Origin of the sequence: Cyclobacterium xiamenense, assembly GCF_900109255.1 — a bacterium.
Lineage (GTDB): Bacteria > Bacteroidota > Bacteroidia > Cytophagales > Cyclobacteriaceae > Cyclobacterium > Cyclobacterium xiamenense.
This window is the reverse complement of record NZ_FNZH01000012.1, coordinates 72363-99328: the sequence shown is the minus strand read 5'-3', so window position 1 is coordinate 99328 and position 26966 is coordinate 72363. Positions and strand designations below refer to the sequence as shown.

Annotated in this window: 16 protein-coding genes; 12 read left to right on the top strand and 4 right to left on the bottom strand. The window is 49.0% G+C overall.

Going from position 1 to position 26966, the window contains the following annotated elements:
• Positions 1-1291: 1291 nt before the first annotated feature.
• The 4 genes from BMW71_RS22055 (at position 1292) to BMW71_RS22040 (ending at position 11012) form a co-directional block, all read left to right on the top strand.
• Positions 1292-4591 carry a SusC/RagA family TonB-linked outer membrane protein gene (locus BMW71_RS22055; protein ID WP_092178699.1) on the top strand — a complete coding sequence of 1100 codons (3300 nt, stop codon included), beginning with the start codon at positions 1292-1294 and terminating at the stop codon, positions 4589-4591.
• Between the two features lie 17 nt (positions 4592-4608).
• Positions 4609-6246, top strand: a complete 1638-nt coding sequence (locus BMW71_RS22050; protein ID WP_092178698.1) for a RagB/SusD family nutrient uptake outer membrane protein — start codon at positions 4609-4611, stop codon at positions 6244-6246.
• A 482-nt stretch (positions 6247-6728) separates the two neighbouring features.
• Positions 6729-8501 carry a hypothetical protein gene (locus BMW71_RS22045; RefSeq protein ID WP_143057732.1) on the top strand — a complete coding sequence of 591 codons (1773 nt, stop codon included), beginning with the start codon at positions 6729-6731 and terminating at the stop codon, positions 8499-8501.
• Positions 8502-8570: 69 nt separating this feature from the next.
• Complete coding sequence (locus BMW71_RS22040; protein ID WP_092178696.1) at positions 8571-11012, top strand: alpha-amylase family protein; 2442 nt, start codon at positions 8571-8573, stop codon at positions 11010-11012.
• Positions 11013-11059: 47 nt separating this feature from the next.
• On the opposite strand, the gene BMW71_RS22035 is transcribed toward BMW71_RS22040, so the two are convergent.
• From BMW71_RS22035 to BMW71_RS22020, 4 genes are read right to left on the bottom strand one after another with little or no spacing between them, the layout of a single operon-like run.
• Entirely contained in the window at positions 11060-13933 is a 2874-nt protein-coding gene (locus BMW71_RS22035; RefSeq protein WP_092178695.1) for a beta-L-arabinofuranosidase domain-containing protein, read from the bottom strand.
• Between the two features lie 40 nt (positions 13934-13973).
• Positions 13974-15710: an SLC5 family protein gene (locus tag BMW71_RS22030; protein ID WP_092178694.1), complete on the bottom strand. Its 1737-nt coding sequence runs from the start codon at positions 15708-15710 to the stop codon at positions 13974-13976.
• A gap of 4 nt (positions 15711-15714) precedes the next feature.
• Positions 15715-16353: a hypothetical protein gene (locus tag BMW71_RS22025; RefSeq protein WP_143057731.1), complete on the bottom strand. Its 639-nt coding sequence runs from the start codon at positions 16351-16353 to the stop codon at positions 15715-15717.
• 45 nt (positions 16354-16398) lie between these two features.
• Entirely contained in the window at positions 16399-17793 is a 1395-nt protein-coding gene (locus tag BMW71_RS22020) for a Gfo/Idh/MocA family protein (RefSeq protein WP_092178692.1), read from the bottom strand.
• A gap of 121 nt (positions 17794-17914) precedes the next feature.
• Here BMW71_RS22020 and BMW71_RS22015 point away from each other — a divergent pair, with 121 nt between their 5' ends.
• From BMW71_RS22015 to BMW71_RS21980, 8 genes are all read left to right on the top strand, one after another.
• Positions 17915-18802, top strand: a complete 888-nt coding sequence (locus BMW71_RS22015) for an AraC family transcriptional regulator (protein WP_092178691.1) — start codon at positions 17915-17917, stop codon at positions 18800-18802.
• Between the two features lie 315 nt (positions 18803-19117).
• Entirely contained in the window at positions 19118-20254 is a 1137-nt protein-coding gene (locus BMW71_RS22010; RefSeq protein WP_092178690.1) for an alpha/beta hydrolase family protein, read from the top strand.
• Between the two features lie 154 nt (positions 20255-20408).
• Complete coding sequence (locus tag BMW71_RS22005; RefSeq protein WP_092178689.1) at positions 20409-21326, top strand: endonuclease/exonuclease/phosphatase family protein; 918 nt, start codon at positions 20409-20411, stop codon at positions 21324-21326.
• Positions 21327-21423: 97 nt separating this feature from the next.
• Positions 21424-22464: a family 43 glycosylhydrolase gene (locus BMW71_RS22000; protein WP_177179736.1), complete on the top strand. Its 1041-nt coding sequence runs from the start codon at positions 21424-21426 to the stop codon at positions 22462-22464.
• Between the two features lie 45 nt (positions 22465-22509).
• The gene (locus BMW71_RS21995) at positions 22510-22893 is read left to right on the top strand and encodes an exonuclease/endonuclease/phosphatase family protein (protein WP_092178687.1); all 384 of its coding nucleotides are present in this window, start codon (positions 22510-22512) and stop codon (positions 22891-22893) included.
• 8 nt (positions 22894-22901) lie between these two features.
• On the top strand, positions 22902-24305 hold the full coding sequence (locus BMW71_RS21990) for an alpha-L-fucosidase (protein WP_244891278.1): 1404 nt from the start codon (positions 22902-22904) through the stop codon (positions 24303-24305).
• Positions 24302-25852 carry a sulfatase gene (locus BMW71_RS21985; RefSeq protein ID WP_218145621.1) on the top strand — a complete coding sequence of 517 codons (1551 nt, stop codon included), beginning with the start codon at positions 24302-24304 and terminating at the stop codon, positions 25850-25852. Before BMW71_RS21990 ends, BMW71_RS21985 begins: the two co-directional genes overlap by 4 nt.
• A 10-nt stretch (positions 25853-25862) precedes the next feature.
• Positions 25863-26939 carry a glycoside hydrolase family protein gene (locus BMW71_RS21980; RefSeq protein WP_143057730.1) on the top strand — a complete coding sequence of 359 codons (1077 nt, stop codon included), beginning with the start codon at positions 25863-25865 and terminating at the stop codon, positions 26937-26939.
• Positions 26940-26966: the final 27 nt, after the last annotated feature.

Genomic DNA, 26966 nt, shown 5'->3' with positions numbered 1-26966 from the left:
ACGGATCGGCAAGTCGCAGGATATTTTCGCCAAAAAAAATTAAGTTAGGTTTTTGCGGTTACGAAACCGTTGGCTCAAAAACCCTGCGACTGGGGAATGAAAAACGGTCAAATCCAATTTTATGGTACCTTCCGGAATAGTGTTGGAGACCATGTTGTCTTTTAGTGAAAACTATTTTTTCGTGTTTAGCTGACCTCCCTGGTTTTTGCATAGCGCATCATCGCAAAAGGCGGATAGGCATTCAATTTTTTAGCCTGCTTCGATATTCCCTATTTTCTCATTCAATCCTACTTCCATTTGGTCGAATAACCAATACCTCGAACAACAGATCATTCGTTAACGTCATTTGACAATTTTAATGAATGATAAATCACTCATTATCCACGCTGCTTTACGATCTTCTGCAAAATCACCCATACCCCCCTTCCGGCGGCCTTCTTTCCTGCAGCCCGTTGCCGATCGCTTGGGTAGCAGTGAGCCAGGCGACCCCAACCGAACGCTTCCATTACTTCCCAAGAAATCCGGGGGAGTCAAGTAGAAACGCAAACACCTCCATTGTGCCAAAATACCCCAGGCAACTGACCTGTTGGGCCGTAAAACCGTATAAGCTGTCCTTTTTAGCATATTTATTGTCGGTTTTTGCATCCATCCTTTTTTTTTGTCAGTGTATATTTGTTAACCATCTTTAGGTTTATCGAACCGATACAAGAAAGGTCGCTAGTTTATACATTAAGCAAATGCATTGAATCAACATATAAGAAAAAAAGAAAATCTCCACCGTGCCGATTGAGGCGCTGTATAGAAAGGAATACGGCTTGAATGTATTTGCTATTTATACTTCCGAATGCCATTATATTTACCTTTTACAGGAGGTTTATAAAACCAGGAACCAACGAAATCCGGTAGCGACTCCCTGGTGGCAGCGGTGGGATCTGAACGGGGGGTATTGCATTCAAAATCAACGGAATTGCTGGTGCTACCCTGTCAAAATCGAACGAATAAGCAGGATAGAAAAAAATGTAAGGAGGAGGGTTTAGACGACGTAAACAAAGGAAATATGGACCAAAACCAACGAAAATAAAATTTCTTACGGCTTATTGTTGACGAAACCACGACAAATTCCTAAGCGGGGTATCGAGTTCGTATATCGTTTATAAAAACAAGGAATTACCCATTATATAATTACGTAGATTGTATCGAAAAAACGATTGGCAGGCATTGTCTTGTGGTACCATCATCAACAAAAAATCTTGACGTATAATCATTAAATTAAACAGTAACCAAAATAATTATGATAACTTGTATACAATTTACCCAAGTAACGGTACTTCGTACGAATTTACTTTTGTTTATTTTGTTTGTTGGTCGTATTTTTTGTGTATCCGCAGAATCTTCGGCAACTGGAGAGACGCATGCGTTAAAAAATCCGATTACTCAAGCGGAGCGGTCAGCTGCCTTGAATCAGGAAGGCGAGCCGGCCACCCTGTATTTCCCAACGGACGGTTTTGGGAGCAGTAGGGATACCCCAAACGAAACACCGAAGGACGCGTCGGCGCCCTACCCGGGTACGGAAGGGACTCCAGCGATACCCCTAACAACCCCACAACCCGATGCCTTGCACCCGGGTGGGGAAGCATCGATTGAGTTTAACGTAAGCGGTAAAGTAAGCAGTGTGGAGGAAGACGAAGGAATTCCGGGTGTAACGGTGCTCGTAAAAGGCACGTCCACCGGAACGGTTACCGACATCGATGGTAAGTACCAATTGACGGTGACCACCGGCACCGAAACGATTGTCTTTTCATCCATCGGCTACATTCCACAGGAAATTCCGATCAATAATCAGAGCATTATCAATGTTGCACTGACACCGGATGTTACCCAGCTGGAGGAAATGGTCGTGGTGGGTTATGGTGCGGAAAGGAGAGCGGATCTTACCGGTTCCATCGCCAGCGTAAGCGTCTCCGAGAAGTCCAACCTTGCCAATACAAATATCCTACAAGCGCTTCAGGGGGAAGTACCTGGATTGAATATCGGCGCGGTTGGGCAGCCCGGCGAAAATCCCAGCATTAGCATCCGTGGGCAGAATTCCATCACTGGCGACAACACACCGCTAATTGTGCTGGACGGTGTAATTTTTCATGGCAACTTGAACGATCTCAATGTCAATGACATCGAAAAAATCGACGTCTTAAAAGACGCAAGCGCCGCCGCGGTATTTGGATCCCGTTCGGCCAACGGTGTCCTGATCATTACCTCGAAGGAAGGAAGGAGCGAAAAGCCCCAGTTTAACTTCCAATCAAACTTTGGTTTTAATACGGTTTCGAACCCGATTGACATGCTGGATGGCGAGGCTTACCTACAAAAGACGTTGGATTTTCGGGCAGCGGCAGGTCTGGAAGCCAATCCGGATAACATCGAGGCTTACCTATCGGATAAGGAAGTTGAGAATTTGCGGAATAATAGGGAGACGAACTGGTTCGACGATGCCACCCGCATGGGTACCATTCAGGAGCATCAACTCAGTGTGAGCGGGAGAAGCAATAAAACCAGCTATTACATTGCGGGTTCGATTTCAGACCAGGAAGGTGTGGCCCTGGGGGATAGATTCAGCCGAAATACGTTCCGAATCAATATCGACAACGAGCTTACGGACTGGCTTAGTCTGGGAGTGAAAACCACCTATGCGGAAAGTGATTTTTCAGGCATACCGGTTGCGATGGAAAGTGCCCTGTATGTACCGCCTTATGGCAACTATTGGGCGAACGAAGAACTTGGCTTATACGATTTTCGGCCAACGGACGATAACCTCGCCATACACCCGCGAATACCGCTGTATGTGGAAAATGAATCCATCAGAAGGTCCTTGTTTAATTTGTTTTCTGCCGTTGTAAACGTTCCGTCGATTCCGGGGCTAACCTACACGATGAACTACAACACCAACCTAAACTGGGACAAGGAGTTTTCGTTTTTTCCACGAACGACCGTCGATGGGCTAAACAGTAACGGCAGAGCCGAGCGAAATCACCGCGAGGCAAGTACCTGGACCTTTGATAATATTCTAAGTTATAACGGTTCCTTTGGGGACCATTCGCTGTCCGCCACCCTGCTTTTCAGCCGGGAAAATCGCAGGTCAGAGCTGACAAATTCAACCGCTCAGGGATTCAATGAGGAAATCCTCGGTTTCAATGGACTTGGGCTTGGGGAGACCCAAGTAAATTCCAGCGGAGCGGGTGAAGATAATAGCGTTGCCTACATGGGTCGAGTGAATTACAAGTTCATGCATCGCTACCTGGTGACGCTAACCTACCGTAGAGACGGCTACTCTGCCTTTGGGGAAAATAGCAAGTACGGGAGTTTCCCCTCTGCGGCCCTCGGATGGGTGCTATCCGAAGAAAACTTTCTGAAGAACAATTCACTTTTCGATTTTCTTAAGCTCCGGGCGAGTTATGGTCGGAACGGGAATCAGGCGATTGGCAGGTACCAATCACTCGCTCAGGTAGAAAATATCCTGTATCTTTTTGGTGATGGCGGAGGAACGGTCATCGGAAATTCCATAGGTACGATGGCAAATAGTGGCCTTGGCTGGGAAACCACCACAGCGGTAAACGCCGGTATCGATTTTGACATGTTGGGCAGCCGGTTGTCCGGAGACATCAACTATTACAATTCCCAAACGGAAGACATGCTCCTCAGGCGACAAATACCGAATACCAATGGCTTTAGAAATGTAGTTACCAACCTAGGTCAGATTAACAATTGGGGAGTGGAAGTTGCCCTGAAATCGGTAAACGTACGACGAGGCGAATTTGAATGGACTTCGGGTGTTGCCTTTTCCCTAAACCGAAATGAAATCGTCAGCTTGTACGGTTCCGATGCAAATGGGGACGGTATAGAGGACGATGATATCGGCAACAGTTGGTTTGTTGGAGAGTCCCTTGGTGCCGTTTTTGACTATACCACGGACGGTATTTATCAGTTGAACGAGGACATTCCCTTTGAGGGGTATGAGCCGGGCATGGTTCGCCTCCGGGACATCGCCGGATTGGATGGAGCTGGAAATTTGGTCATGCAACCGGATGGGAACATAACGCCGGAAGACCGTTCCATCATTGGTTTTAAGGTGCCCAATTACCGTTGGAGTCTTTCCAATAGTTTCACCTACAAACGGTTTAATCTATTCGTCTTCCTCAACTCAATACAAGGTGGCGGAAGCAACAATTTTTATATCGGAGAAAACAACCGCATGTACAATGCATTTTTCCCGGACCGATTGAATCTTCCGGTATCCCTGGACTACTGGACGCCCAACAATCCGAGTGAAGTCTTTCCAGCCCTTGACTACGCAGCGCCCAGAGCACATAATTTTTACGAGGACCGCAGTTTTATCCGATTACAGGATGTCTCGCTTTCTTATAATTTCGGAGAGCAGCTACTCAATAAATTACGGCTGACGAATTTAAACCTCTTTGCAAGCGGAAAAAACCTGGCAACGTGGACGAACTGGTCGGGATATGATCCGGAAATGGGTACTTCGATCGGCGATTTCCCAATGCTCAGATCCTACGTGTTGGGTTTTACTATTACATTTTAATTAAAGGAGATACAAAGATGAAAAAGACCAAATCAATAGTCAACATTGTCGCAGCGCTGTTCATTGTTACGTTCGGTAACGTTTCCTGCAACGACGATTTTCTGACGGAGGTTCCATTGGACTTCGTCAGTCCGGAAAACCTGTTTACCACTAAAGAAGGCTTTGAATCTGCGGTGATAGGTCTGCATGCTAAAATGAGAAATGAAGTTTGGGGAGCGCTCGATGGACAGCATTGGTTCGTGCTTCCGGGAGGGTTTGGTACCGATTATGGGTACCAATCTCGCAACTTTACCAGCGGTATGCGCAATAACTATTCCCTCATTACCTCCACGGATGCGCAGGCGATGCGCTGGTGGCGCACCAGTTACTCCCTCATAAAAGATGCCAATGCCATATTAACCCGATTGCATGAGCCCACTGCGGACGCCGTAAGCGCGGAAGACAAATTGGCTATTGAAGGCCAGGCCAGGTTTTTCCGCGCCTTCGCTTACCGAATCCTGGTATATTTATACGGCGATGTTCCCCTCGTGGTGGAAGAATCCAGAGAACCGGAAACCGGCTTTGTTAGGGCGCCAAAAGCAGAGGTGATGAATCTGATTGTCAGCGACCTCGAGTTTGCATCCAACCAAATCGCTGCGAGCCACCCCTACGATGGCTTTGTGACAAAGGCGGCTGCCGATCACCTATTGTCTGAAATGTACATTGCCAACGAACGTTGGGACGATGCCATAGCAGCTGCTTCACGCGTGATCGATAATTCGGATTACGAGTTGATGACCGAGCGCTTTGGGCAGCACACCGATAAGGCCGGTGATGTCTATTGGGACCTTTTCAGAATAGGAAACCAAAATAGAAGCTCTGGAAACAAAGAAGCCCTATTTGTCCTTCAGTTTGAATGGCCGACGCCGGGTGGAGGATCGGAAACGCACCCCAGGTGGCCCGGCCATGTGGCCCAACGGGCCTGGGGACCTGCCTATTTTCAACTTAGAGATCCCAACGGTAGTCCCGGCATGACCGAAACGGATAGTCTGGGGCGTCCGGCCGGATGGATTCGGCCCACTTTCTACCTGACAAATCTGATTTGGCAGGATGATTGGAATGACATGAGAAACTCACGGCATAACATAAAACGGGACTTTTGGTACAACAATCCCAACTCCGAGTATTTTGGACAGAAACTGGTTTCATTACAGGATCCCACCGATTCCCTGTTCCGGTATTTTCCCTATTTTCAGAAAATAGGGCATCCGGAAGGTCACGCAGATGGCATGCTTACGGGAAGAAATTGGCGGGATCTCTATGTATTTCGATTGGCAGAAACCTACCTGTTGCGGGCAGAAGCGAAATTGGGGAAAGGAGATAACGAAGGCGCTGCTGCAGACATCAATGTCGTTCGAGCCCGGGCAATGGCCAATCCGATTACCGCATCGGATGTAGATATCGATTTTATTCTGGACGAACGGGCCAGGGAATTGGTTACCGAAGAATTCCGCTTGCTAACGTTGATGCGCCTCGGCAAGCTCGTGGAACGGGTACAACGATACAATCCAATCGCAGGACCAACAATAGCGGAGCACCACAAGTATTGGCCCATTCCGCAAGAAGAGATTGATCTGAACTTCGGAGCAAGACTGACCCAAAACGACGGGTATTAATCCCTACCCATTGGATGAAGCTGATTGGATTAGCCATTACCAAAGCTAATTCAATCAGCCTTTCTTTGGATGTTTTCGCCGAAAAATCGCCTGACTTCCCATGCTCCACGAATCCCAATCCATCCCTTCGCGTCTAGCAAGGTTTTTCCGCCCAATGATTCGCCCCGGCACTTTGCCAAATGCATGCGACTAGACCCGATAGGAACAAATTTTTGGGGCATTGAGAACAACAGCGGTACGACCACACGTCGCAGCGTAGTAGCGGTTGTTTTTCACCACCTCTGATGATTCAGGCGACAAACCCTCGTAGGGAAAGGATAACCTACAGCCGGCATCGGCTATGCCAAAAAACTGCGGATGCAGTGCCTGACTTCCCGACCTGGATAAGCGAGCTTTGCATGCAGCAACCAATCAAAGGTAGACGCGAATGCCGAAGAATTCGGATCCATAAATCAAGTTCATAACTCCAATTTATACCCTTTATGTGCAAGTTGACGTATTTGTTTCACTTATCGCTTTTTTGTATCCTTCTGTCATGCAAGCAATCCCCTATTGAATGGACGGTCGTATTGCATCAGCCCGGCAAAGCGCCCAGCGCCATTGGCAGTTTCTCGGGGTTACCGGAGGTCCCACTCTTTTTTGAAAAAGAGGTAGACCGAATTACCGTAGAAGCGCTCTTCGAAAAAATGGATGGACAATACCGTTTTTCTATAAAGGCACGTTCCGAAGCCCCTACTGCCTGCTACCTGAGCCTGGTAGCGAGCGGTTCCAACAATCAGGCGCAACTCTACGCCTACAGTGGGGCGGTAACCGAAAACCAGACCTTTCGGCAAAGCCCACATGATCCCTCCGATCATTCGTTTAAAACGCTTGTGAAACAGGACATCCCCATGTTGGCCATAAAGGACGCAGCAACCTACTACGTAGCGATCAGCAATACACCGGCCCTGTACGACAATTACACGACACAAACCTACGATGTTGTCAACCGTTCGGTCGAATTGTCATCGGGTGACCACGGCAAGCCAGGGGGAGCAGATCCTTCGGTTGTAAAAATTGAGGAACACTACCATACCCTGGATCAGAACAACCCGCACGTATTTGAGGGAATACTTTTCGAAACGAATGCAGCCACCATCAACGACTTTCAAAAGGATGTATTGCTTGCAATTGCGGCCCGTTGGGAACCCCGATTTAAGGACCGTTTCGGCGCCACGTCCTTCTCATCCAATTACATGTTGTTGCGCAAAAACGAAACGGGCAATAGCGATTACTGGGTCGTACCCGGCATCGCTTATGCCAATAAGCAATATTCGCGGGATGCATTTTGGCAGTCGATGATCTTGCCGGCCAAATATAGGTACCAATGCTACCTAAACGAAGCAAATGCGCTCACTACCGGTGCCGAGCGCCCTCTATTTCTGATGCTTTGGACGTATCGGGCCAAACTCGAAGGCAGCGAACCCGATCTGGAAGCGGCAAGGAAAACGCTGGCGTATATTGAAGGACGTACACAGGAGGGCTGGTATTATGCGGCGCACACAAATTCGACAAAAAATCTTAAATCCTGGTACGACATGGTTGAGTTTGACGAAGACGATGTGCTCACCTACAACCAGGGCTTATTGGCCGTGGCCTTGATGGCTGCGGAAGCCTTGGGCCTGGAGCCCAAAACTACCTCCACAAAGGCGATCTCCAATTACCAATCGATGTACAAAGACGAGAAAGGCTATTTTCCGCTAAGTCGAAAAAAGGACCTGTTGGCTGTAGACGTGTTTACCGGCGATCTCTTGGCACAACTGTATTTTGGCAAAGCACTTCTACGTGAGGAGTCGGTGCATGCCCATTTTCAAACGATTGTGGCAAATGCCAAGACCGACTATGGCTACAAGGTGACCAGCCTGGCAAATGGCGACTACGCCCCACTCGCATACTATTCCTCCGAGGACAAAAAAAACAAGTGGTATGGGGAAGGTTCCTACCAATGGGGTGGTTCCTGGTATTTGTACGACATGCTTTTTTTACTGAATAGCTATTTGCACGATGCACCTAACGCTCTCGATGAAATCAAATGGCGTGCTTCCCTGGATTTTCGCATTGGCGGCACCTATTTCGAACATACCCATACCCAAACCGGTATTCCAAGAAAATCCAATCAGGGATGGAATGCCTCCATTTACGCCATGTGGAACACCTTTATTGAAAATGACCTGGCCGATGATTCCCTGTTACAGGTAATAGATGCTATTCAGTAGTACGACTAGTAAGTAATGCTGAAACATGCAGCGATTTTTTACACGAATCCATCCCTTAAGTAGTCAATCATGCGAAAAACCATTGTCTTTTATGCTGCGCTTTCGGCCGCATTTCAGGTACACGCCCAATCCGTTTCCATTTCGGACAGCTTTGCAAGCCTGGAAAACGACGTCCTAAAAATTGACGTTGATTTGAATACCGGAGCCTATTCCGGTATCGACAAACTGGATGGCACGGTCCTGTTTAAAGACGCGACGTTTTTACTGGATCGGGGACTAAAAACGTGGGCAATCCCCAGGCAACTGATCAAAGCGGAAGAAATCCACACGTCTACAGGCAAGCAGCTTCGGATTTGGTACATGCCGGAGGCCGGGTACGACCCGGTCCGGTTTTTGGATCTAGAACTTCCAAACGGAGCGCCAAACCTGATACTTGGTTGGGGGGTAAAAAATCAATTTCCTTATGAAATTCGCGTGAGAGAGGCCGATCTGTTGTTCCAGGGGGAATTGTTTGACGGCAAAGAAATTTACCATCCCAAAGTACTCCGAGGGGGTGCGGGTGCGGAGCCAAATTTTGTAGAAGACACCTGGGAGATCAATGCCCTGAATAGCGTGATGCTTACCTATACCAGGGCATCTCCCAACGCAAGAAAAACACTGGTTGTTGGTGGATTGAGGTATCGGGAGTTTTACCGAAAGATCGCCATAGGCAATGCGGAGCCGATAGGAACGGATAAATCCGTAAAAGGGAAGCCCGAAAATCGACCCTACCTTACTGTAACGGTCGCTGATCCCCAGGGAAAACGGATCCCTCCCAATACGGAATGGAAATCTACCGACAACGTATACCTTGATTTTACAACGGTAGACCCTTTCGAGTCCCTGGAACGGTATGGCAGGCAATTAGCGCTCGCCAATGATGCAAACCCAAATGTCTATAACTTTCCTACCCTCTGCGGATGGATGGTCTCGACACAGCATCTTGGTGAAGGCAAACCGATAAACAATTCCACCGGTTTGGTTGAACAGATGGAGTTAGCCAGGAAACGGGGCTTGAACAACTTTGCTTCGTTAGCTGTCCGGCTGGAACCGGATTATTACTGCTACCATGACCAGGGTGACACCCAACAAGGCTGGTGGGACGATGCGCATTGGGCCAAATACGGTTCCCTGCTTGCCCCTTACGAGTCCTTTTCCAAATTTTCTGCCGAAATAAACAAAAAGGGTGGTCAGGTCTTCACCTATTTTCAAGGTTCCATGCCGAGCAACGACTTTGCGGGTGCCCATCCGGGATGGATGCTCCATGACGACATCTCCTTACTCCATGTAGACCACCCCCACCAAAAACCGCTGGTACGATTTGACTACACGAATAGTGACTTTCAAGCCTACCTGCTGAAAATGTGGCCCCGGCTACGAAACGATGGAGTGGTGGGCATCAAATTTGATTACCCGGAAACGGCCTGGGCCTGGCATGGAGGGTTTGATGACAACACGTACACCACCACATCGGCCTACAAAAAGGTTTTTGAACTATGCCGTGAAGGCATGGGAAGCGATGCCTACATTCACGAGCGAATCATCGGTAACAGCGTTCACGAAAACGTGCCACGGCTTGATTGCACCATTGGTACGGTGGATTTGCAACGTGTCTGGAGCGATGCCAGCCATTTTGAACCGGAGATGGCCTCACGAATCGGACTCAGGTGGTACAAGCAAGGGGTAGCCATGAGGTATTATCCCGACGGAAAAAGTTTTTATACTAATGGGCAGCCATTGAGCAAGAAAAACAGAAGAACCTTTTTAACCTTGATCGGCTTACTGTCCGGAAGGATTGAACTGGGAACCAGCATTGGCTCAATGACGGATGAGATGTTTTCCGACCTAACCCGGGTGTATCCGGTACTGCCAAACGGGCAAGCGTTTCGTCCCGTCGACTTTTTACTGGGTAAAATCCATCCGGAAGTGTATGTGTACGATGTGAGCAGCGAATGGAAGCAAGTGCTGCTGGTAAATAATGGCAACAGCCCGAAAACCATTGCGGTCCCCCTCTCTGGCGATCAAATTAGCACCGGTTCACTCGGCTTCGATCCAAACAAACGCTACCTTGTCTACGATTTCTGGAACGAAAAACCTCTGGGAATATACCCCGGAGATGCCACCCTGCGACTGACCCTTGATGAAAGTGAAGCCTTGGTATACGCGGTAAAGGAACTCAAAGAACAGCCTCAAATCATCGGAACCAATCGCCATGTAATGTGCGGGATGTTCGAACTGGCAAACGAATCCTGGAACGGTCAGGAAAAAAGCCATGCATTCACTGCAGACCTGGTACCGGGAGAGCCCATGAAGGTAGCCATCCATTTGCCGGAAGCATTAGACCTAAACGTCGCCAATATTGTCTCCGATACGGCCCAATCAACTTTTCAGGTTACCGGTAATTACTTGTTTATTTCATTGCTCACAACGAATAGCAATCAGCGAACTGCCGTGCAGGTGACGTTCAAGTAGCCCTGGACCCTACTGGACCAAAGAAAGCTGTAGCCGACAAATTGGTTTCAGTAATTAAACAGCAGGTAGAGAAACATTTCGCCCGCATGCCAGGTATGCGGTGCGCCCAATTTTAGTTTGGCATATTCCCCGTCAAAACCTTCCAAGGCCTCGTAGTTTGCCTGACTCGCTGCCTGCTCCCAGCTCAGCGGGTAATCGCGGTTGCTGACCAATCCGCTTTTCTTTCCGTGAAAGTGGTTAGCTGCCCAGCCTATGTACGGGTAAAAATGCTTGTTTGTCGAATTGTATTCTTCGTAGGCATCAATCGTTTCACCAAAATGGGCGTCTTTGTAATCCCACCAAAAAAGCGTGGCGTAGTTGTCCTGAATATCCGGTATGGTGTATTTATCTTCCAGTCCCATCACTTTCAGCCCAAACTTTAGCCACTTGGTTTGATACACCGGGGCTTCATGGAAATCAGACATCCCTTTGATGTAGGTAATGCCGTTTTCGTGCACCTCGTATTTCGGCAATTCTGCCAATACACTGGCGACAGCTGGGTGTGATTTGTCGGCAAAAAGGGAAATTAAATACAGCGTTTGCCCAAGATTATCCGCCTCGGGTTCTCCTCCGTTGTTGAAATCATAGGGTTCGCGAATGCTCATCACCCAGTCCGAAATAATCGGGAGGTTTTCGGTTTCCTTTAAGCACATGGCCATCAGCGCCGCGTCTCTTCGCCAGGGTTTTCCATAAATGATCAGGTTGGGCACCGGTTTGCTATCCACAATATTTATCAGAATCTCATGATTCAATACTTTTAACACCTCGCTAAACCTATGTCCGTCAAAATCGGGCAGATTGATCGGAGCCGAGGTACCCGCAATCAACTCCACCTTTCCGCCCTGGCAAACAAACACACCGCTCTCATTTTCATAGATCAAAACAGGATTATCGGTGATGGTTTCGATAAAAACTTTGTACGCGTTTGGGACAATGGTTTCGCTTTTTACCTGCCATTCAAATACAACGTCGCCGCTGAAGGTGTCAAAAAGTTTTCCGTTTTTATAGATAAGCTTCAGGCGATTCCCCATGCCAAACTGAAAGAAATCAATGTCAGGCAGGTGACTGACGGGAAATTCCTTTCGAAGCAGCTCCAATTGCTTCCGGTAAATTTCCAGGCTTTTGACTTTCCTCTCAGAAATCAGGATAATGCTATCAAAGAGCAGGTTATAGCGGGCCATCGTCTGCCCCGCCTCCGCAAAGGGAACCAGGTGCAACTTTTTGTGCGTTCCGTTGACGATGGCCTCTACCAGGTATTCGTCGTTTCCAACCCATCCGGAGGCCGGCATACCGGAAGCATCGCTTATATTCTCGTCCAGCGCCAAAATTTGAGGGCCCCGCTTAAAGGCGAATTTTGGATTCGGTGCGTTTCTATCGGAAACAATTTCAAGGGGCATCTTCATGTCCAACAAAACCGTATCGCCGTATTTCCAGGTGTTTTTAAGTTTCAGAAATTCGCCCGCATTTCCGGTATACCTCCGGTTTCCGACGGTAGCAACAGCGTCGAGGGCCCATTTTGGAATTGCTAATTGAATGGGAATCTTGATGGGAGTCTGGGAAAGAATGGTAATCGCTACGCTTCCGACTACGGGATAGTCGGTTTGGACCTCCAGTTCGAGTTGCTCATTTTTTACCTGAAAAACGAACCTTCCCCCATTGTAGAGCAAAAAGGTGGGAATGCCGTTCAGGGTTCCGGCACTCAACTCTGGAATCAGCGCAATCCCTCGGGGGATACTGGACGAACAGCAACAAATATCAGGTAATAACCCATGGGTTACTTCGCCGTACCTTTTTCTCCCGCCCTCCAAGGGTAGAAAATAGCAGACCTTGCCATCCTGCGGGTTTTGTGCCGCTAACAAGGCGTTGTAGATGGCTATTTCCAATTCAGCTACAATTTTGTATTTCCCGGTTAGCTGAATCATCCGCTGGCAAAACTGAATCCAGGTGACAGTAACACAGCCCTCCCCCGGGCCGACATATTTTGTATTCCAATATTCACCCTTCGCTGGTAAGTGACCGGAAGGCGTAAAATGCTCGCCAAAACTGGATGTTCCGATAATATACGTTTTTTTCGAAGCAATGTCCTTCCAGGCATTGTTGCAGGCCTTCAGGTAAGTTTCATTTCGGGTAACTTTGTACAAATCGGCCAAACCTACCAGGCAGGAAAGCATTTCGTAGGCTTTGTTATTTGCCGTCCGGTAAACGTCCCCGTGATCGACTAGCGATGAGATAATTTTTGCGCCGTTTTCCTGCTCCCAACTGCCCACCAAATACAGACAAAAATCAAGGTAGGCCTGCTCATGCGTGATGCAGTACAAGCGCACCATTGGCTCCAAAATACTTGTGGGAGCCATGCCTATATGTGTTCCCGAAGCACCAATATCCTTTTTGTCGGGCCCATTACCGAATACGGATACTACCAAATCGCCCATTTTTTTGCAGGCAAGCAACGATCCCTCATCACGTTCCACTTCATGGTAGGCCAGCAGCCCAATCATCGTGTATTTGTGTGTCCATACATCCCAGGATTCCCAGCGATTGGCTGGAAGATAGGTCCCCAGGTATCCATCCTTTTCCTGGCAAGCGATCAGCGCAGCTACCACCCGGTCCATGCGCATTTTTAGTGCCTCGTTTTTGGTAACCCCGTAGGTCAATGCGGCCGCATGAAGAAATTTTCCGGCATGCTCTCCTACCCACTCCTGCTTGCCCGGACGATTGCGAAATGGCTCAAGAAGAGTATCGGTATCCACGCACAACAACCGCTTCTCAAGATTGATCTTGATTTTTTCTGCCAAATACCCCTTCAAGTCGGGGTTTAAATATACGGCTGAAACAAATTTCGCTTCAATTTGAAGATCGTTTACTGCTGTAGGAGATGCCATAATGAACAGAATTAAGAAAACTTGTTTTTCATATACTTGATTAGAAGGTTGCGTCTGAGAAATAGAAAAATATTCCAAGAATGATGCATAGAAACAACACCCACCAGAAAAATACGTGAGTGTACCATTTTTCTCCCGATTCCGCGAAGAAATCGAGCTTACCCCAGTTAATCACCAGATCCGCCGATAGTTTATCCGCCGGGGATCGCGGGGTAAACCCGCTCAGGCTCCAACAACAAACAAAGCAAATAGACCAGTTAATAAAGCCTTGGTTGTTATAGGGACTCAACCAGGCCAAGGTAGCGGGAAACATGCTTACGGCTACTTTCATCCCGATTCCAGTAACAAAACCTATGGCTATCGTCAATAGTGCGGCAGTGCCGTTGATGCGCTTTGAAAACAATCCCAACAAAAAAACCGCCGCGAAGGGTGGCGCGAAAAAAGCATACATCGTCGCGATATAGATAAAAAGCCCATCCCCAAAAAATGCAATGTATCGACCCATCACCATCGCAATGACCAGAATCACGACAGACACACACATCCCAATTTTCACAAGTTGTTTTTGGCGTAAGTCGGGCATGATGTACCGTTGCCATATATCGAGGGTGAAGACCGTTGCCGTTGAGTTTACCACCGAATTTACTGTACTTTGAATGGCTCCAAAAAGGGCAGCAATCAACAATCCCTTTAACCCAATGGGGATCAATAATTCTATCAAATAGATGTAGCCTTTGTCGGCTTCCAGTCGCATTTGCTCCTCCGGAAGTAGCAGAATTTCTGGGTTCAGCGCAAAAAGGATCAGGCCCGGTATCACCACAATGACCGGTAAAACCGCCTTCAAGTACCCCGCAAGAATAATCCCCATCTTTGCATGGTAGGTGTTTTTCGCTCCCAACACGCGTTGGATCATAAACTGGTTAAGTACAAAATACCAGATTCCCACGCCAAGGAATCCAAAAATGGATCCCAGCCACGGGCTCACCTGATGGGTAATGGGCTGCAACACCGACAATCGGTTGTAGTGATTTTCTTGCGTAAATACCCCTATATTGTGGTCCACCGCCTGCTTCCAAACACCGGTTGTGGCCTGATTTCTATCCAGCATGATCGAAAACCCTTCCGCAATGGATTGGCTATCGCCCGAAAGGTGCAACAAGCCAAAAATCGTCACCAATAACCCACCGGCCACCATAACGATTACCGTAAAAAAATCCGTCCAGGCCACGGAACGTAGCCCTCCATACACCGACCATATCCCCGAAAACGTACCGATAACGATGATGGATACCCACAAATCCCAGTCAAAAAGCTGGGAAAGAATGACACCTCCACCGTAGAGTACCGATGCTAGAAAGGCGGTGATATTGACCACGATTGTGACCGTGGCAAAAATCGAGCGCATGGAGGAGTTGAAACGTTTCTCCAAAAATTCCGGAATGGTGAACGTTTTGGAAGCCAGCAAAAACGGAATAAAAAACCAGATGATAAACGCGTAAGTAAACACGGTGCCCCATTCCGCGATGCCCCCGCAAATACCATAGATAAGGGCAACTGCAATCATGCCAATAAAGTGTTCGCTGCTAATGTTAGAGGCGATAAAGGAGGTTCCGACCACGTACCATGGCAGGGATCTGCCCGCCAGGAAATACTCTTCGGAGTTGTCTTTTTTTGCCCGGCCGGAAAAGTAGCCGATAAAAGAAAGGACAATGAAATATCCGCAAAAGATGAAATAATCTAGAAAACCGATACTGAAATTTGTCCCAACGTCATCCACAAAATTACATCTTTTTTAGCACGAGATTTTTAAGCAAATTATGGGCGGAGGTGATCCTTACCGTATCCAACAGGGGTCCCGTTGCCTGAACCTGACGTGTTTGGCCGATCACCACAAAGGGCCGCGTTACCTCGTTCGAGACGATGTCCTTGCTTCGGTAAACAATGGACGGTTGTCCGTTCCCATAATCGTGTACCCATTCCTCTGGGAAGTAGCGTTTGTACAGGTCATTGTAATCGCCGGACACGTTTACTTCGAGGTAACAATGCCAGTCGCCATCGGATATACCAAATTTCTGGTTGAAGTCGCTTTTCGGAGTGGCCCCGGTGTAGGCATCCGGCACCGGGTGCATAAATGACGGCCCCCGTTCCCTGGTATATTCCTGCTTGAATTTACTCACCCAAAAGGGCAAGGCTACCGGGCAGGATGCCTTTCCTTCCCAGTCGTCTTTGGCTGTCCGGTGGGTCACAAAAATGGTTTTGATCTCCCGAGTTGTACGATTTTCAAGCCAAAGCGCAAACTGAGGCGGCTCTGCCCAATCCGTCAGGCCATAAATTTCCGGATCCACCTGAAATGAGACTTCAAAAAGGTTGTTCTCGTTTTTTCCGGGATAATCTTCGCAAGAAAACAAGAGTACCGTCAAAACAACGTATATACAGAAAGCGGTTAACCGGGTCATCGTAAGAAACTATATAACAATCGGCAATGGCTTTCTCGTTTTCCATTTTCCTCGGGTGAAGTCCGGTATTTTAACCGGTTGACTCCCGTTCCTGGCCGATTTTTCCGTGAGTTCTACCAAGCAACTCCAGGCCGCTAGGTCGTACACGTCAATATCGGGGTAGGCCCCCAGGTTGAACCCGTTGACCAGTTTACGCATGATGACGAAATCGGCTCCCGCGTGACCGGCTTCTCGCAAATCCGGTTTGTGGAACTTTTTCCATACCGGATGGTCGTGTTCGTCCAGGTAGGTGTCAAGGCTTTCCCACATTCGTTTGTTTGCATAGGGGTTTTCTTCCAATCCGGTGTACTTTCCAGGACTTAGGTTGTGTATGTGTAAGCGTCTTTCGATGTTTTCGTAGATGCCCCGTTCTGCCTGCAACCTGAAATAGTGCCTACCCGGCCGCGGCAAGATGGTATCAAGTATTAAATGGAGCGTCCGACCCTCTTTGGTCATGATCATGGTATTGCTGATGTCTGCCATGTTGAATTTCCTGGTTGATAGCGGGTGGTCCGGGCCAAACCGTTCCCTCGAATACTGATTAAACGCCACATTTCCACAACCCATGGAAACCAGGTAGTCAAAATTATCTCCTCGATTGATATCCATCCATTTCGCGGAAGGACCTGCATGGTGGGTGGGGTACACATTGCCGTAGGAGTTGTTGTGCCCTTCGCCCGAAAAGGTAAGTTCGCCACTGGAGGTCACCTGGTAGTACATGGCTTCTTTTTGGTAGCCGGCATAGACATGCAACGGGTTTCCAAATAACCCCTTGCGAATCATGTTATCAATGGCCAATATCTCCTGGAAATAACAGTAATTCTCCAACAGAATGCAGTGTTTGCGGTATTTTTCCGAGGCCTCTACCAATTCCCAACAAGCGTCTACGGTGGTACAGCCCGGCACCTCGGTGGCCGTGTGCTTGCCGTTTTTCATGCCTTCAATGCAGATAGGTGCGTGCAGCTCCCAGGGAGTAGCCGTGATCAATAAATCAAAATCCTCGTTTTCGCACATCCGCTTGTAATCGACCTCGTCCCTCGAATAGCCCTTGGGTTCGGGAAAACCCTTGTCAATCGCTGATTGTTGGATTCGCTTTACTTTCTCTGGCACAATGTCGCAAACGCAAACAATTTGGCATCCAGCGATATCCAATAGTTTCCGGATATGATTGCTTCCCCGCACCCCTAGTCCGACAAAACCGATGCGAACATTTTCGATCGGTGCAAACGAGATGGGATCGGGTGTTTCGCTGTAGGAGATGGGTTTCCCCTTTTCTTCCGATTTGCAAGAGGGGCTGGTCAATAAAGAACCCAACCCTGCCATGGCTACCAAAAACTTACGTCGATCGAAGGGATTGTTCCACATTATATTTTAACTTATTTTGATAAAAGTCGTTAATTATTTTGCGTAACTTATCATTTGTTAGTCAAATTAACTACGCTTCAAACAGCTACAAGGACAAATATACAGTTCGTTGATCAAAGGTATGGATGCAAAAACTGACAATAAATATGCTAAAAAGGACAGCTTTCAATTTTCAGTTGAACTTGAGGACCATCGGTTGGGCGACAATTCATCCATAAAGATTTACAGAAATTGGATCAATCCGGAGGAAACGTCAAGGTTGCATTACCACAATTCCATTGAAATCGGCTATTGTCACAAAGGCGCCGGAAAAAGCATTATTGGAACCAAAATTATCCCATTTTCTTCGGGCGATGTTTGCCTGATTCCCAAAGGCGTCAGCCACTGGCAGGTAAGCAATAAAGGCGTGCAAAGTGAATGGAGTTACCTTTTTTTTAATCCGGACCTGATCATCCCCATGGTTGCCGAAGATCAGGACAACGTATCCACCATCCTGAGTTCGCTGTTGGTATTCAAACACTTCGACTTGCCGGGATTCAAAGCGATGTTTTTCGAGATTTTTGAGGAATTTGAAAAACAATCCATTGGGAGTCGGTCCATCATTGTTGCGCAGCTGGCCATTCTGGTCGTTAAATTGCTTCGGGTGAAAAATTTTACAGTTACCCTTGCGGATAAAATGAATACCTCCTCCAAGGATATCAACATTATTCTGCCCGCACTGAACCATATTCGCCAAAATTTTCGAAATCCAATCAACAACGATGCATTGGCAGAAAAGTGCCACATGAGTGTCCGCAACTTCTCGCGAATCTTTAAATGCATCATGAAAATTACGCCAAAGCATTACATCAATCAAATTCGCATTTCCATGGCGAGTATCGACCTGCGAAATACCTCTCTTTCGATTACAGAAGTGGCCCTAAACAACGGGTTTCAAAATATTTCCCACTTTGAACGAGCCTTTAAACGAGCGAAGGGAATGGCTCCCCAACTGTATCGAAAACAGTAAGCCCGCCGAGCCGCCGGCAGGCAGAAAAGCTGCTCGCCAGCATGGAGGTTAAACGCTGGGTAAAACAGGGTTTTATTAGGCTCAATAAAGTGGATTCGTTGCCGTTCGGGCGGTTGGGATCGTCCAAGAATGGAGCAGTGGAATGGTTTGTTGCGCTGGAGGACGTATTACCGATGCTTCCGATCACATTGGTTTGAATATCCAAATCAACCCACCGCCCCCCATTCCGCATGCACTATTGCCGCTTCACCCATTCCCTGATCTTTTTTTGGGCCCGATATTCGATTAACACAAGGAAATTCGTACCTTAAAATTATGAATAAAAAGACAGGGTATTCCGGGCTATGCCTTCTTGCATCGGCATTGTTTATTGGTTCTCTCGCAGCGATTGCGCAGGATACGGAGCTGATCGCGCCGGAGGTGGAAGCCGCCCGCACGGATGCCTACGAACAGCAACTGGAAAATTACCTGCGCCATTTTCTTGTAGAGGAGTACGAAGCCCGTGCGGCCAAGCTGTGGAACCGGGATTACAGCAGCCCTGCGGCCCTTGAACGAAGCGTCCGCCCCAACCGCCGGCGCTGGGAAGAAGTGTTGAGCCCGCCGGTACTCTCCAAGACCGGACCGCTCGAAACCAAACCCTACCCCCTGGGGCAAGTACAGGCCGAATGGCTGACCCTTCCCCTGGGCATCCTGACAGCGGAAGCGGTACTCGCCTTTCCGGAGGGGGCAAGCAAACAGCAGCCGGTACCGCTGATCATCGTGCAACACGGCATTGGCAGCACGCCGGAAACGCCTTTTACCGCTGGGGCCTACCACGAATACGCGAAGGGATTGCTCGATGCGGGGTTTGCCGTACTGGTACCCATGAACCTGCGCTCGGTGGAGCGACGCAACAACGTGGAGCGCTATGCCCGACTGGCGGGTACCAGCCTGCCCGGCATCGAATTGGTTCGGGTGCAGCATTTATTGGATGGCGTACTTGCGGACCAGCGCCTGGACGAAGCGCGCGTCGGGATGTGGGGCGTCTCCCTGGGAGGAATGGCTACGCTATTCTGGATGCCCCTGGAGTCCCGGATCAAGGCCGGTGTGGTGTCGGCCTGGTTCAACGAACGCCGAAACAAGATGGCCGTGCCGGATACGCGCTATTCCAGCTTTTCACCAAGGGAAGAACACGCGTTTTTCAACGGTTGGCTGACTGAATTTTCCGATGAGGACCTCGTTTCTCTGATCCTGCCCCGGCCCTTGATGATACAGCACGGAAAAAACGATAATATCGCCCATTGGCCGCAGGTCGTGGAAGCCTACGAAAAGGCAGCCATTCACTACCAACGCCTGCATATCCCTGAAAAGATCGACCTGGTCCTGCACGAGGGAGGCCACGAGGCGATTGTAGCGGAAGGGGTGCAGTTTTTGACCGACTGGCTAACCGCACCCAACAGAGAAAACGAATGAGTTTTTCCACCATGCTTCCGGAAAAATTGATGCCATCCGGGCTGCCAACGCATGCCATTGGTATAGCCAGCGATCGCACAGGCCCTTATCTTGTTCGAATTGGTATAAAATATACCTCAAATAAATCGTGATACCCCACCAACCCCCATTTACCATGAATCGCTTTTTTCTACTCCTCGCACTGCTTGTAGGGCTGCTGCATGACACCTCCGCCCAAAACCAATCCCTCAAGGTCATCAGCTACAATATCTGGAATGGATTTGACTGGGGGAAAGACCAGGAACGGGAACAGGCCATGATTCAATGGCTAAAAGAACAGGATGCAGACGTCATCGGATTTCAGGAACTCAATGCCTTTACCCCCGATAAGCTCGCCCGACTCGCCCGGGAATGGGGACATCCCTATAGCCTGCTGCTCAAAGAAGATGGGTACCCCATCGGCATCACCTCAAAAACACCCTTGGAACTCAAAGGCCGCTTGCTGGGCGGATTTTGGCACGGGATGCTTCATGCCAAGACCATCGGCATCGATTTTCTGGTGGTCCACCTAAGTCCCCAGGATTGGCAATTCCGGCGATCCGAAGCCGAGATCGTTTCGACCTATATCGAAAACGTGGTTATCAAAAACGGGCAGGACAAATACATGGTTATCGGGGATTACAATGCCCATTCACCCTTTGACGCCGGTTTTGACCTGGCCCATCCGGAAACCCTCCGCCGCAACCGGGAAGGTGATCGACAGCGATTCGAAGAAAAGGGTGCGGAGGCTTTCCAAACGCTTCGAAACGGCAGCTTTGACTACAGCGTCATGTCCCGATTTTTATCCCTTCCCCTGATCGACGTGGTCCAAATCCATACGGAAGAAAACCGAAAATCCTCCTTTCCTACGCCCTTGATCACGCAGGACCTATCTCCGGAAGAACGGGCCGGCTATCGGCAGCGCATCGATTACATCCTGGTCAGCCCCTTTTTCGAATTTCGCTGTACCGATGCCCGGGTAATCAATACCGGAACACCGGATCGGCTGTCCGATCACTATCCAGTCATAGCAACCTTTGCCTGGGATGACTGATTCGGCCAATTCGTGCCGATGGAATCCGCCAAAACGAATGCCATCGAACCAATGGCAAAATCCCGATTTGCATCCTGCAGACAAAAAGAAACAAATCATGAACCCAAACACATACACCTCCATGGTAAATATTTATTTCCGCGGCACGCTACTCCTTTTTTTCCTTTCCCTACATCCCATCCTCGCCCAGGACATCGAAGCCCACTTCAAGAGCATTGAGTACCAATTTACTGAGATCGATGGAATAGGGTTCGAATCGGGTGTCACGCGCCGGGACCCCAGCGATGTCATCAAAGTCGGCCAAACCTATTACGTGTATTACACTAAAATCCCCGATGCCCAACCAAAATATTGGGGCGCAGGGTATTGGGGCGCCAGCGTCTGGTGTGCCAAATCGGAAGACGAGGGCTATTCCTGGACCGAAGTAGGGCAAATGCTGGATGTAGGGGAAGCGGATCAATGGGATTCCCAGGCAGTGTTTACCCCAAATATCCTATTTGCTAACGGCAAGTACTATCTCTACTACACCGGAGTAAAGCCCACGCCAGGAAATGCCAACGGGGAATTCGAAAACAACAACATCAGTGATATTACTGCCATCGGTGTCGCGGTTGCTGATTCCCCGGAAGGACCCTTCAAAAGGATGGACCAGACTCCCATTTTAAAAGTAAGCGTGGAACCGGAGAAGTTTGACAGTTACCGGGTAGACGACGCATCCCTCCTCTACCGAAACGGCTTGTACTGGCTGTATTACAAGGGCCGATCCTTACTTGGCGGGCAAGGCGGACCAGCACATACGGCGATGGGTGTGGCGTATGCCCAAGACCCGGAAGGCCCCTACACCAAATATGGAAAAGAAATCCTCGAAAGAAGCCATGAGGTGCTAATATGGCCCCAGGGCACCGGGGTGGGCGCCTTTGCTTCCTTATCGGAAACGTTTGAATACGCCCCCGATGGAATCGATTTTATGTCCAATAAACTGGCTACCAAAGTGAGCGAACGCGCCGTTGCCCCCGGCGCTTTTCGGCCTGATCTTACCCATCCGGTGGTGGTTGGGGAAGGATTAAAGTGGGGCATATCCATGATCCCAAACAAACACGAATGTTACCTGGTCCGTTTCGAGTTGGTGTCCAAATGAAAAAAACATCCTTTTGGGCGATTTTAATGAAACCTCCCATCTCGATTGGACCAGCCACTTTTCCAAACAGGGCATGGATCGGTGGGTAACCAATCCTACCAAAACCCCTTGCGGTTTGCCATTGAATGGAGCGGATCGAAAGCCCTCGCCGATATCGGCCACTTGGATGCCTACCGAACGGTTTATCCCGATGAGGTGGCAAAGCCGGGAAATACCTGGATGCCCCACTATCCCGCGGAAACACCAGGAAGACAAGATTACGGCAATCAGGTTTTGGACCGGATTGACCGGATGTATTTTAGCCGATCAGGCCTGAATTGCAAATCGGCCGCGTTGGTATCCGGTGCGGACGGAAATAGAGAGGTTAGGCTGAACGCCGACTGGCACTCGGACCATTGGGCTGTTTTGGCAGGATTTGACGTAAATTGAGCAAAAAAATGAGAATAAAAAGACTGATGAAATTGCGATCGATACTGGTAATGTGTTTTTTAATCTATGGATTAAAAAGTTGGGGACAGGCAGACGTCCCCCTTCCGACGCATGCCCAATTAGAATGGCAACATGCAGAATTGGCTGCCGTCTTCCATTACGATTTGCATGTCTTTGATGGAAAAGCCTATAACCAGGCAAAAAACAGGATTACCCCCATCCCCGACTACAACATCTTTAATCCAACGAAACTGGATACGGATCAATGGGTCAAAGCCGCCAAAGATGCTGGCTTTAAGATTGCCATCTTAACGGCCACCCATGAAACAGGCTTTGCGCTCTACCAAAGCGATGTTAATCCCTATTCATTGAAAGCAGTCAAATGGAGGGAAGGCAAAGGGGATATCGTCAGGGACTTCGTGAATTCCTGTCGCAAATACGGTATTGCCCCAGGCATTTACATCGGGATCCGTTGGAATTCCTTTTTTGGTGTGCATGATTTTAAAGTGAATGGGGATAATGAATTTGCAAAAAACAGACAGGCCTATTACAATAAAATGTGTGAGGAAATGGTCGAAGAGTTGACCTCCCAATACGGTGAACTGGCCATCATTTGGTTTGATGGAGGAGCACATGGCCCCGAAAAAGGAGGACCGGACGTGCTTTCCATTTTTGAAAAGAACCAACCCAACGGCATTTTCTACCACAATACCCAACGCGCCGACATTCGCTGGGGAGGAAGTGAAAGTGGAACGGTCCCCTACCCGAGTTGGGGTACATTTCCCTTTCCTTTCTCGCATGCTGCCAATCAGGAAGTCGTTCTTAAAAATAATTTTCAACTACTTAAGGAAGGGGACCCAGACGGGAAGCATTACATGCCTGCTATGAGCGATGCCCCTTTGCGGGGCTACAATGGAGGCCACGAGTGGTTTTGGGAGCCGGATGATGAGCAACATATCTATCCACTGGAAAACCTTATGGACATGTACTACAAAAGTGTCGGGCACAATACCACCTTGATTATGGGGCTGACACCTAACGCGGATGGCTTGCTGCCACAGCCAGATGTAATCCGTTTGAAGGAATGGGGAGATGAAATAGCGAGACGGTTTAGCAATCCTTTGGCCGAAACTTCTGGAAAAGGCAAAAAGCTAACCCTTACATTAAAAGAAAGATCAAAAATCAATCACATCGTTTTGCAGGAAGATATAGCCCTGGGCGAAAGGGTTCGGGAGTTTAAATTAGAAGGCAAAACGTCAACCGGCTGGCAACCTATTTTTGAGGGTTCCGCTATCGGCCACAAGTTTATCCATACCTTTGAGGATCTGGAAGTAAGCGCAGTACGGCTTACAATCGCTGCGTCAAAAGGCGAAGCACACATAAAAAACCTTTCCGTTTACCGCGTTGAATGAAAAAAATCGAAACCATGAAAGTAGTGCACGCAGTGCTTTTTTCCATCCTTGCATCCTGCACGGGCATTGCAGCCGATGAAACGGAGAAACAGCCCAACATTATCCTATTTCTGGTCGATGACATGGGTTGGCAGGATACTTCGGTTCCTTTTTGGACGGAGGAATCCGCATTCAACAGGCGGTACCATACGCCTGAAATGGAGCGCATGGCTGCGGAAGGGATGCTGTTTACCCAGGCCTATGCGGCATCGGTATGCTCGCCTACCCGGGTGAGTCTGATGAGTGGTATGAATGCCGCCCGCCATGGGGTGACGAACTGGACCTTGCGTCGGAATGCATCCGTCGATGCCCCGCACGATATCCTCGGCTTTCCCGACTGGAATGTAAATGGCCTACAGCCCGTCGACAGCATCGAGCGATCAGTTCAAGCCAGCCTGTTGCCCCAGATACTGCAGGACAACGGCTATTTTACCATTCATTGTGGGAAGGCCCATTTTGGCGCTATGGAAACCCCGGCGGCCAATCCCGAAAACTGCGGATTCGATGTAAACATTGCCGGACATGCGGCCGGAGGACCGGGTAGTTTTCTTGGTACAGAGAATTTTGGCAATAGCGAAAAAGGCGGTCATACCCTACCCTGGGGCGTACCCGGACTGGAATCCTACCACGGCGACTCGCTATTTTTGACGGAGGCACTCACACGCGAAGCCAGGAAAGCAATGGATAAGGCATTGGCGGCAAACAAGCCGTTTTACCTGTACATGTCTCATTACGCGGTGCATGTCCCGCTGCATGCCGACCCCCGTTTTTATCAGAAATACATCGATGGGGGCTTACCCGAATCGGAAGCCAGGTACGCATCCATGCTGGAAGGCATGGACAAGAGTCTGGGGGATTTGATGGATTACCTGGAGGAGAACGGATTGACAGAAAACACGATCGTTCTATTTATGTCAGACAATGGCGGCTTGAGCGTTTCCGCCCGAGCAGGCCAGCCCCATACGCACAACCGCCCGCTAAACAGCGGCAAGGGCTCGGCGTACGAGGGCGGCATTCGCGTACCGATGATGGTGAAATGGCCCGAAAAAGTAAAACCCGCGTCAAAAAACGATGCGCTGGTGATCATCGAAGATTTCTTTCCCACCCTTCTTGAAATGGCTGGAATCACCAACTACGAAACCGTTCAAACCGTGGACGGAGAAAGCTTTGTACCGCTGCTGGCAAACCCCGAAACGAAACCAAGCTCCCGGCGTTTATTCTGGCATTTTCCCAACAACTGGGGCCCAACCGGACCGGGAATTGGTGCCAGTAGTACCATTCGCAGCGGGGACTGGAAATTGATCTATTATTACGAGGATCAGCAGGCCGAACTTTTCAATATCCCGGGAGATATTGGCGAACAGCATAACCTGATTCAGAAATATCCGCAAAAAGCGACCGAAATGGCCAAACAACTAGGCAGCTATTTACGAAGTGTTAATGCCCAACGACCCTTTTTGAAAGCAACCGGGAAACCGGTACCCTGGCCCGATGAAGTCCTGTTTTAACCGAAAAAAAATGAGTACGAAACAATTTATCATGGGCGCGGCAGCTTGTATTCTCATGGGGATGCGCCTTGTCGCACAAACCGAAACGGATCCCCTTGTTTTCAACGACCGGCTACAGCCATTAACCGAGAAAAACATCTTCAAATCCGCAGATTATTACAACTGGTGCTCATCCATCGTAAAGGGCGAGGACGGAAAATATCACTTGTTTTATTCGCGATGGCCAAAAAAATACACGTTTTTTAGCTGGCTGACGCATTCGGAAATAGCCCATGCGGTAGCAGAAAGCCCCTCCGGCCCCTGGGAATACCAAGAAACGGTACTGCAAAGCCGGGGAAAAGGTCACTGGGATGCCATCACTGCGCACAACCCAAAAATCAAGAAATTCGGGGACATCTATTACCTGTACTACATCTCCACAAATCTCGGTGACAACGCCTACACGGAGGAAGAACTGATTGAAACCGCCCGGGTGGGATACAGCCATCCCAACTGGAAAGCGCACCTTCGCCCCAACCAACGAACCGGAGTAGCCGTGGCTAGCTCCCTCAACGGGCCCTGGACACGCATGGATCAACCACTCCTGGAGCCGTCCGGGCCCATTTCTACGTTGACCGTAAATCCGGCCATTGCCCAGGGGGACGATGGGAGATACTACCTGATCGTAAAAGGCGATAAACCCAACGATACCGGGTTTGTCCGCAACCAGGCGGTGGCACTTTCCGATTCTCCAACGGGTCCTTTTGAGATGCAGCCAACAGCCGTGATCGACGATATGGACACGGAAGACATGTCGGTCTGGTACGATGCCGGGCGTAGGCGGTTTTACGGAGTATTCCACGCCCACCATTTTATTGGTATGATTCAATCCACCGATGGAATCAACTGGAGCAAGGCCAGCGTCTACGAGATCCAGAAAAAGCAGCTACCAATGGCGGATGGTACGACCTTGCTTCCCGATCGAATGGAGCGGCCGTTTGTATACCAGGAAGCCGGCGAGCCCAAGGTGTTGAGCATGGCAATAAAAAAGGGCGATGAGGCCTACATTGTTTTTGTACCGGTGCTGGAGGATCCGGGCAAGCCCTGAAAAAGTAAAAACACGAGAGATCCTCGG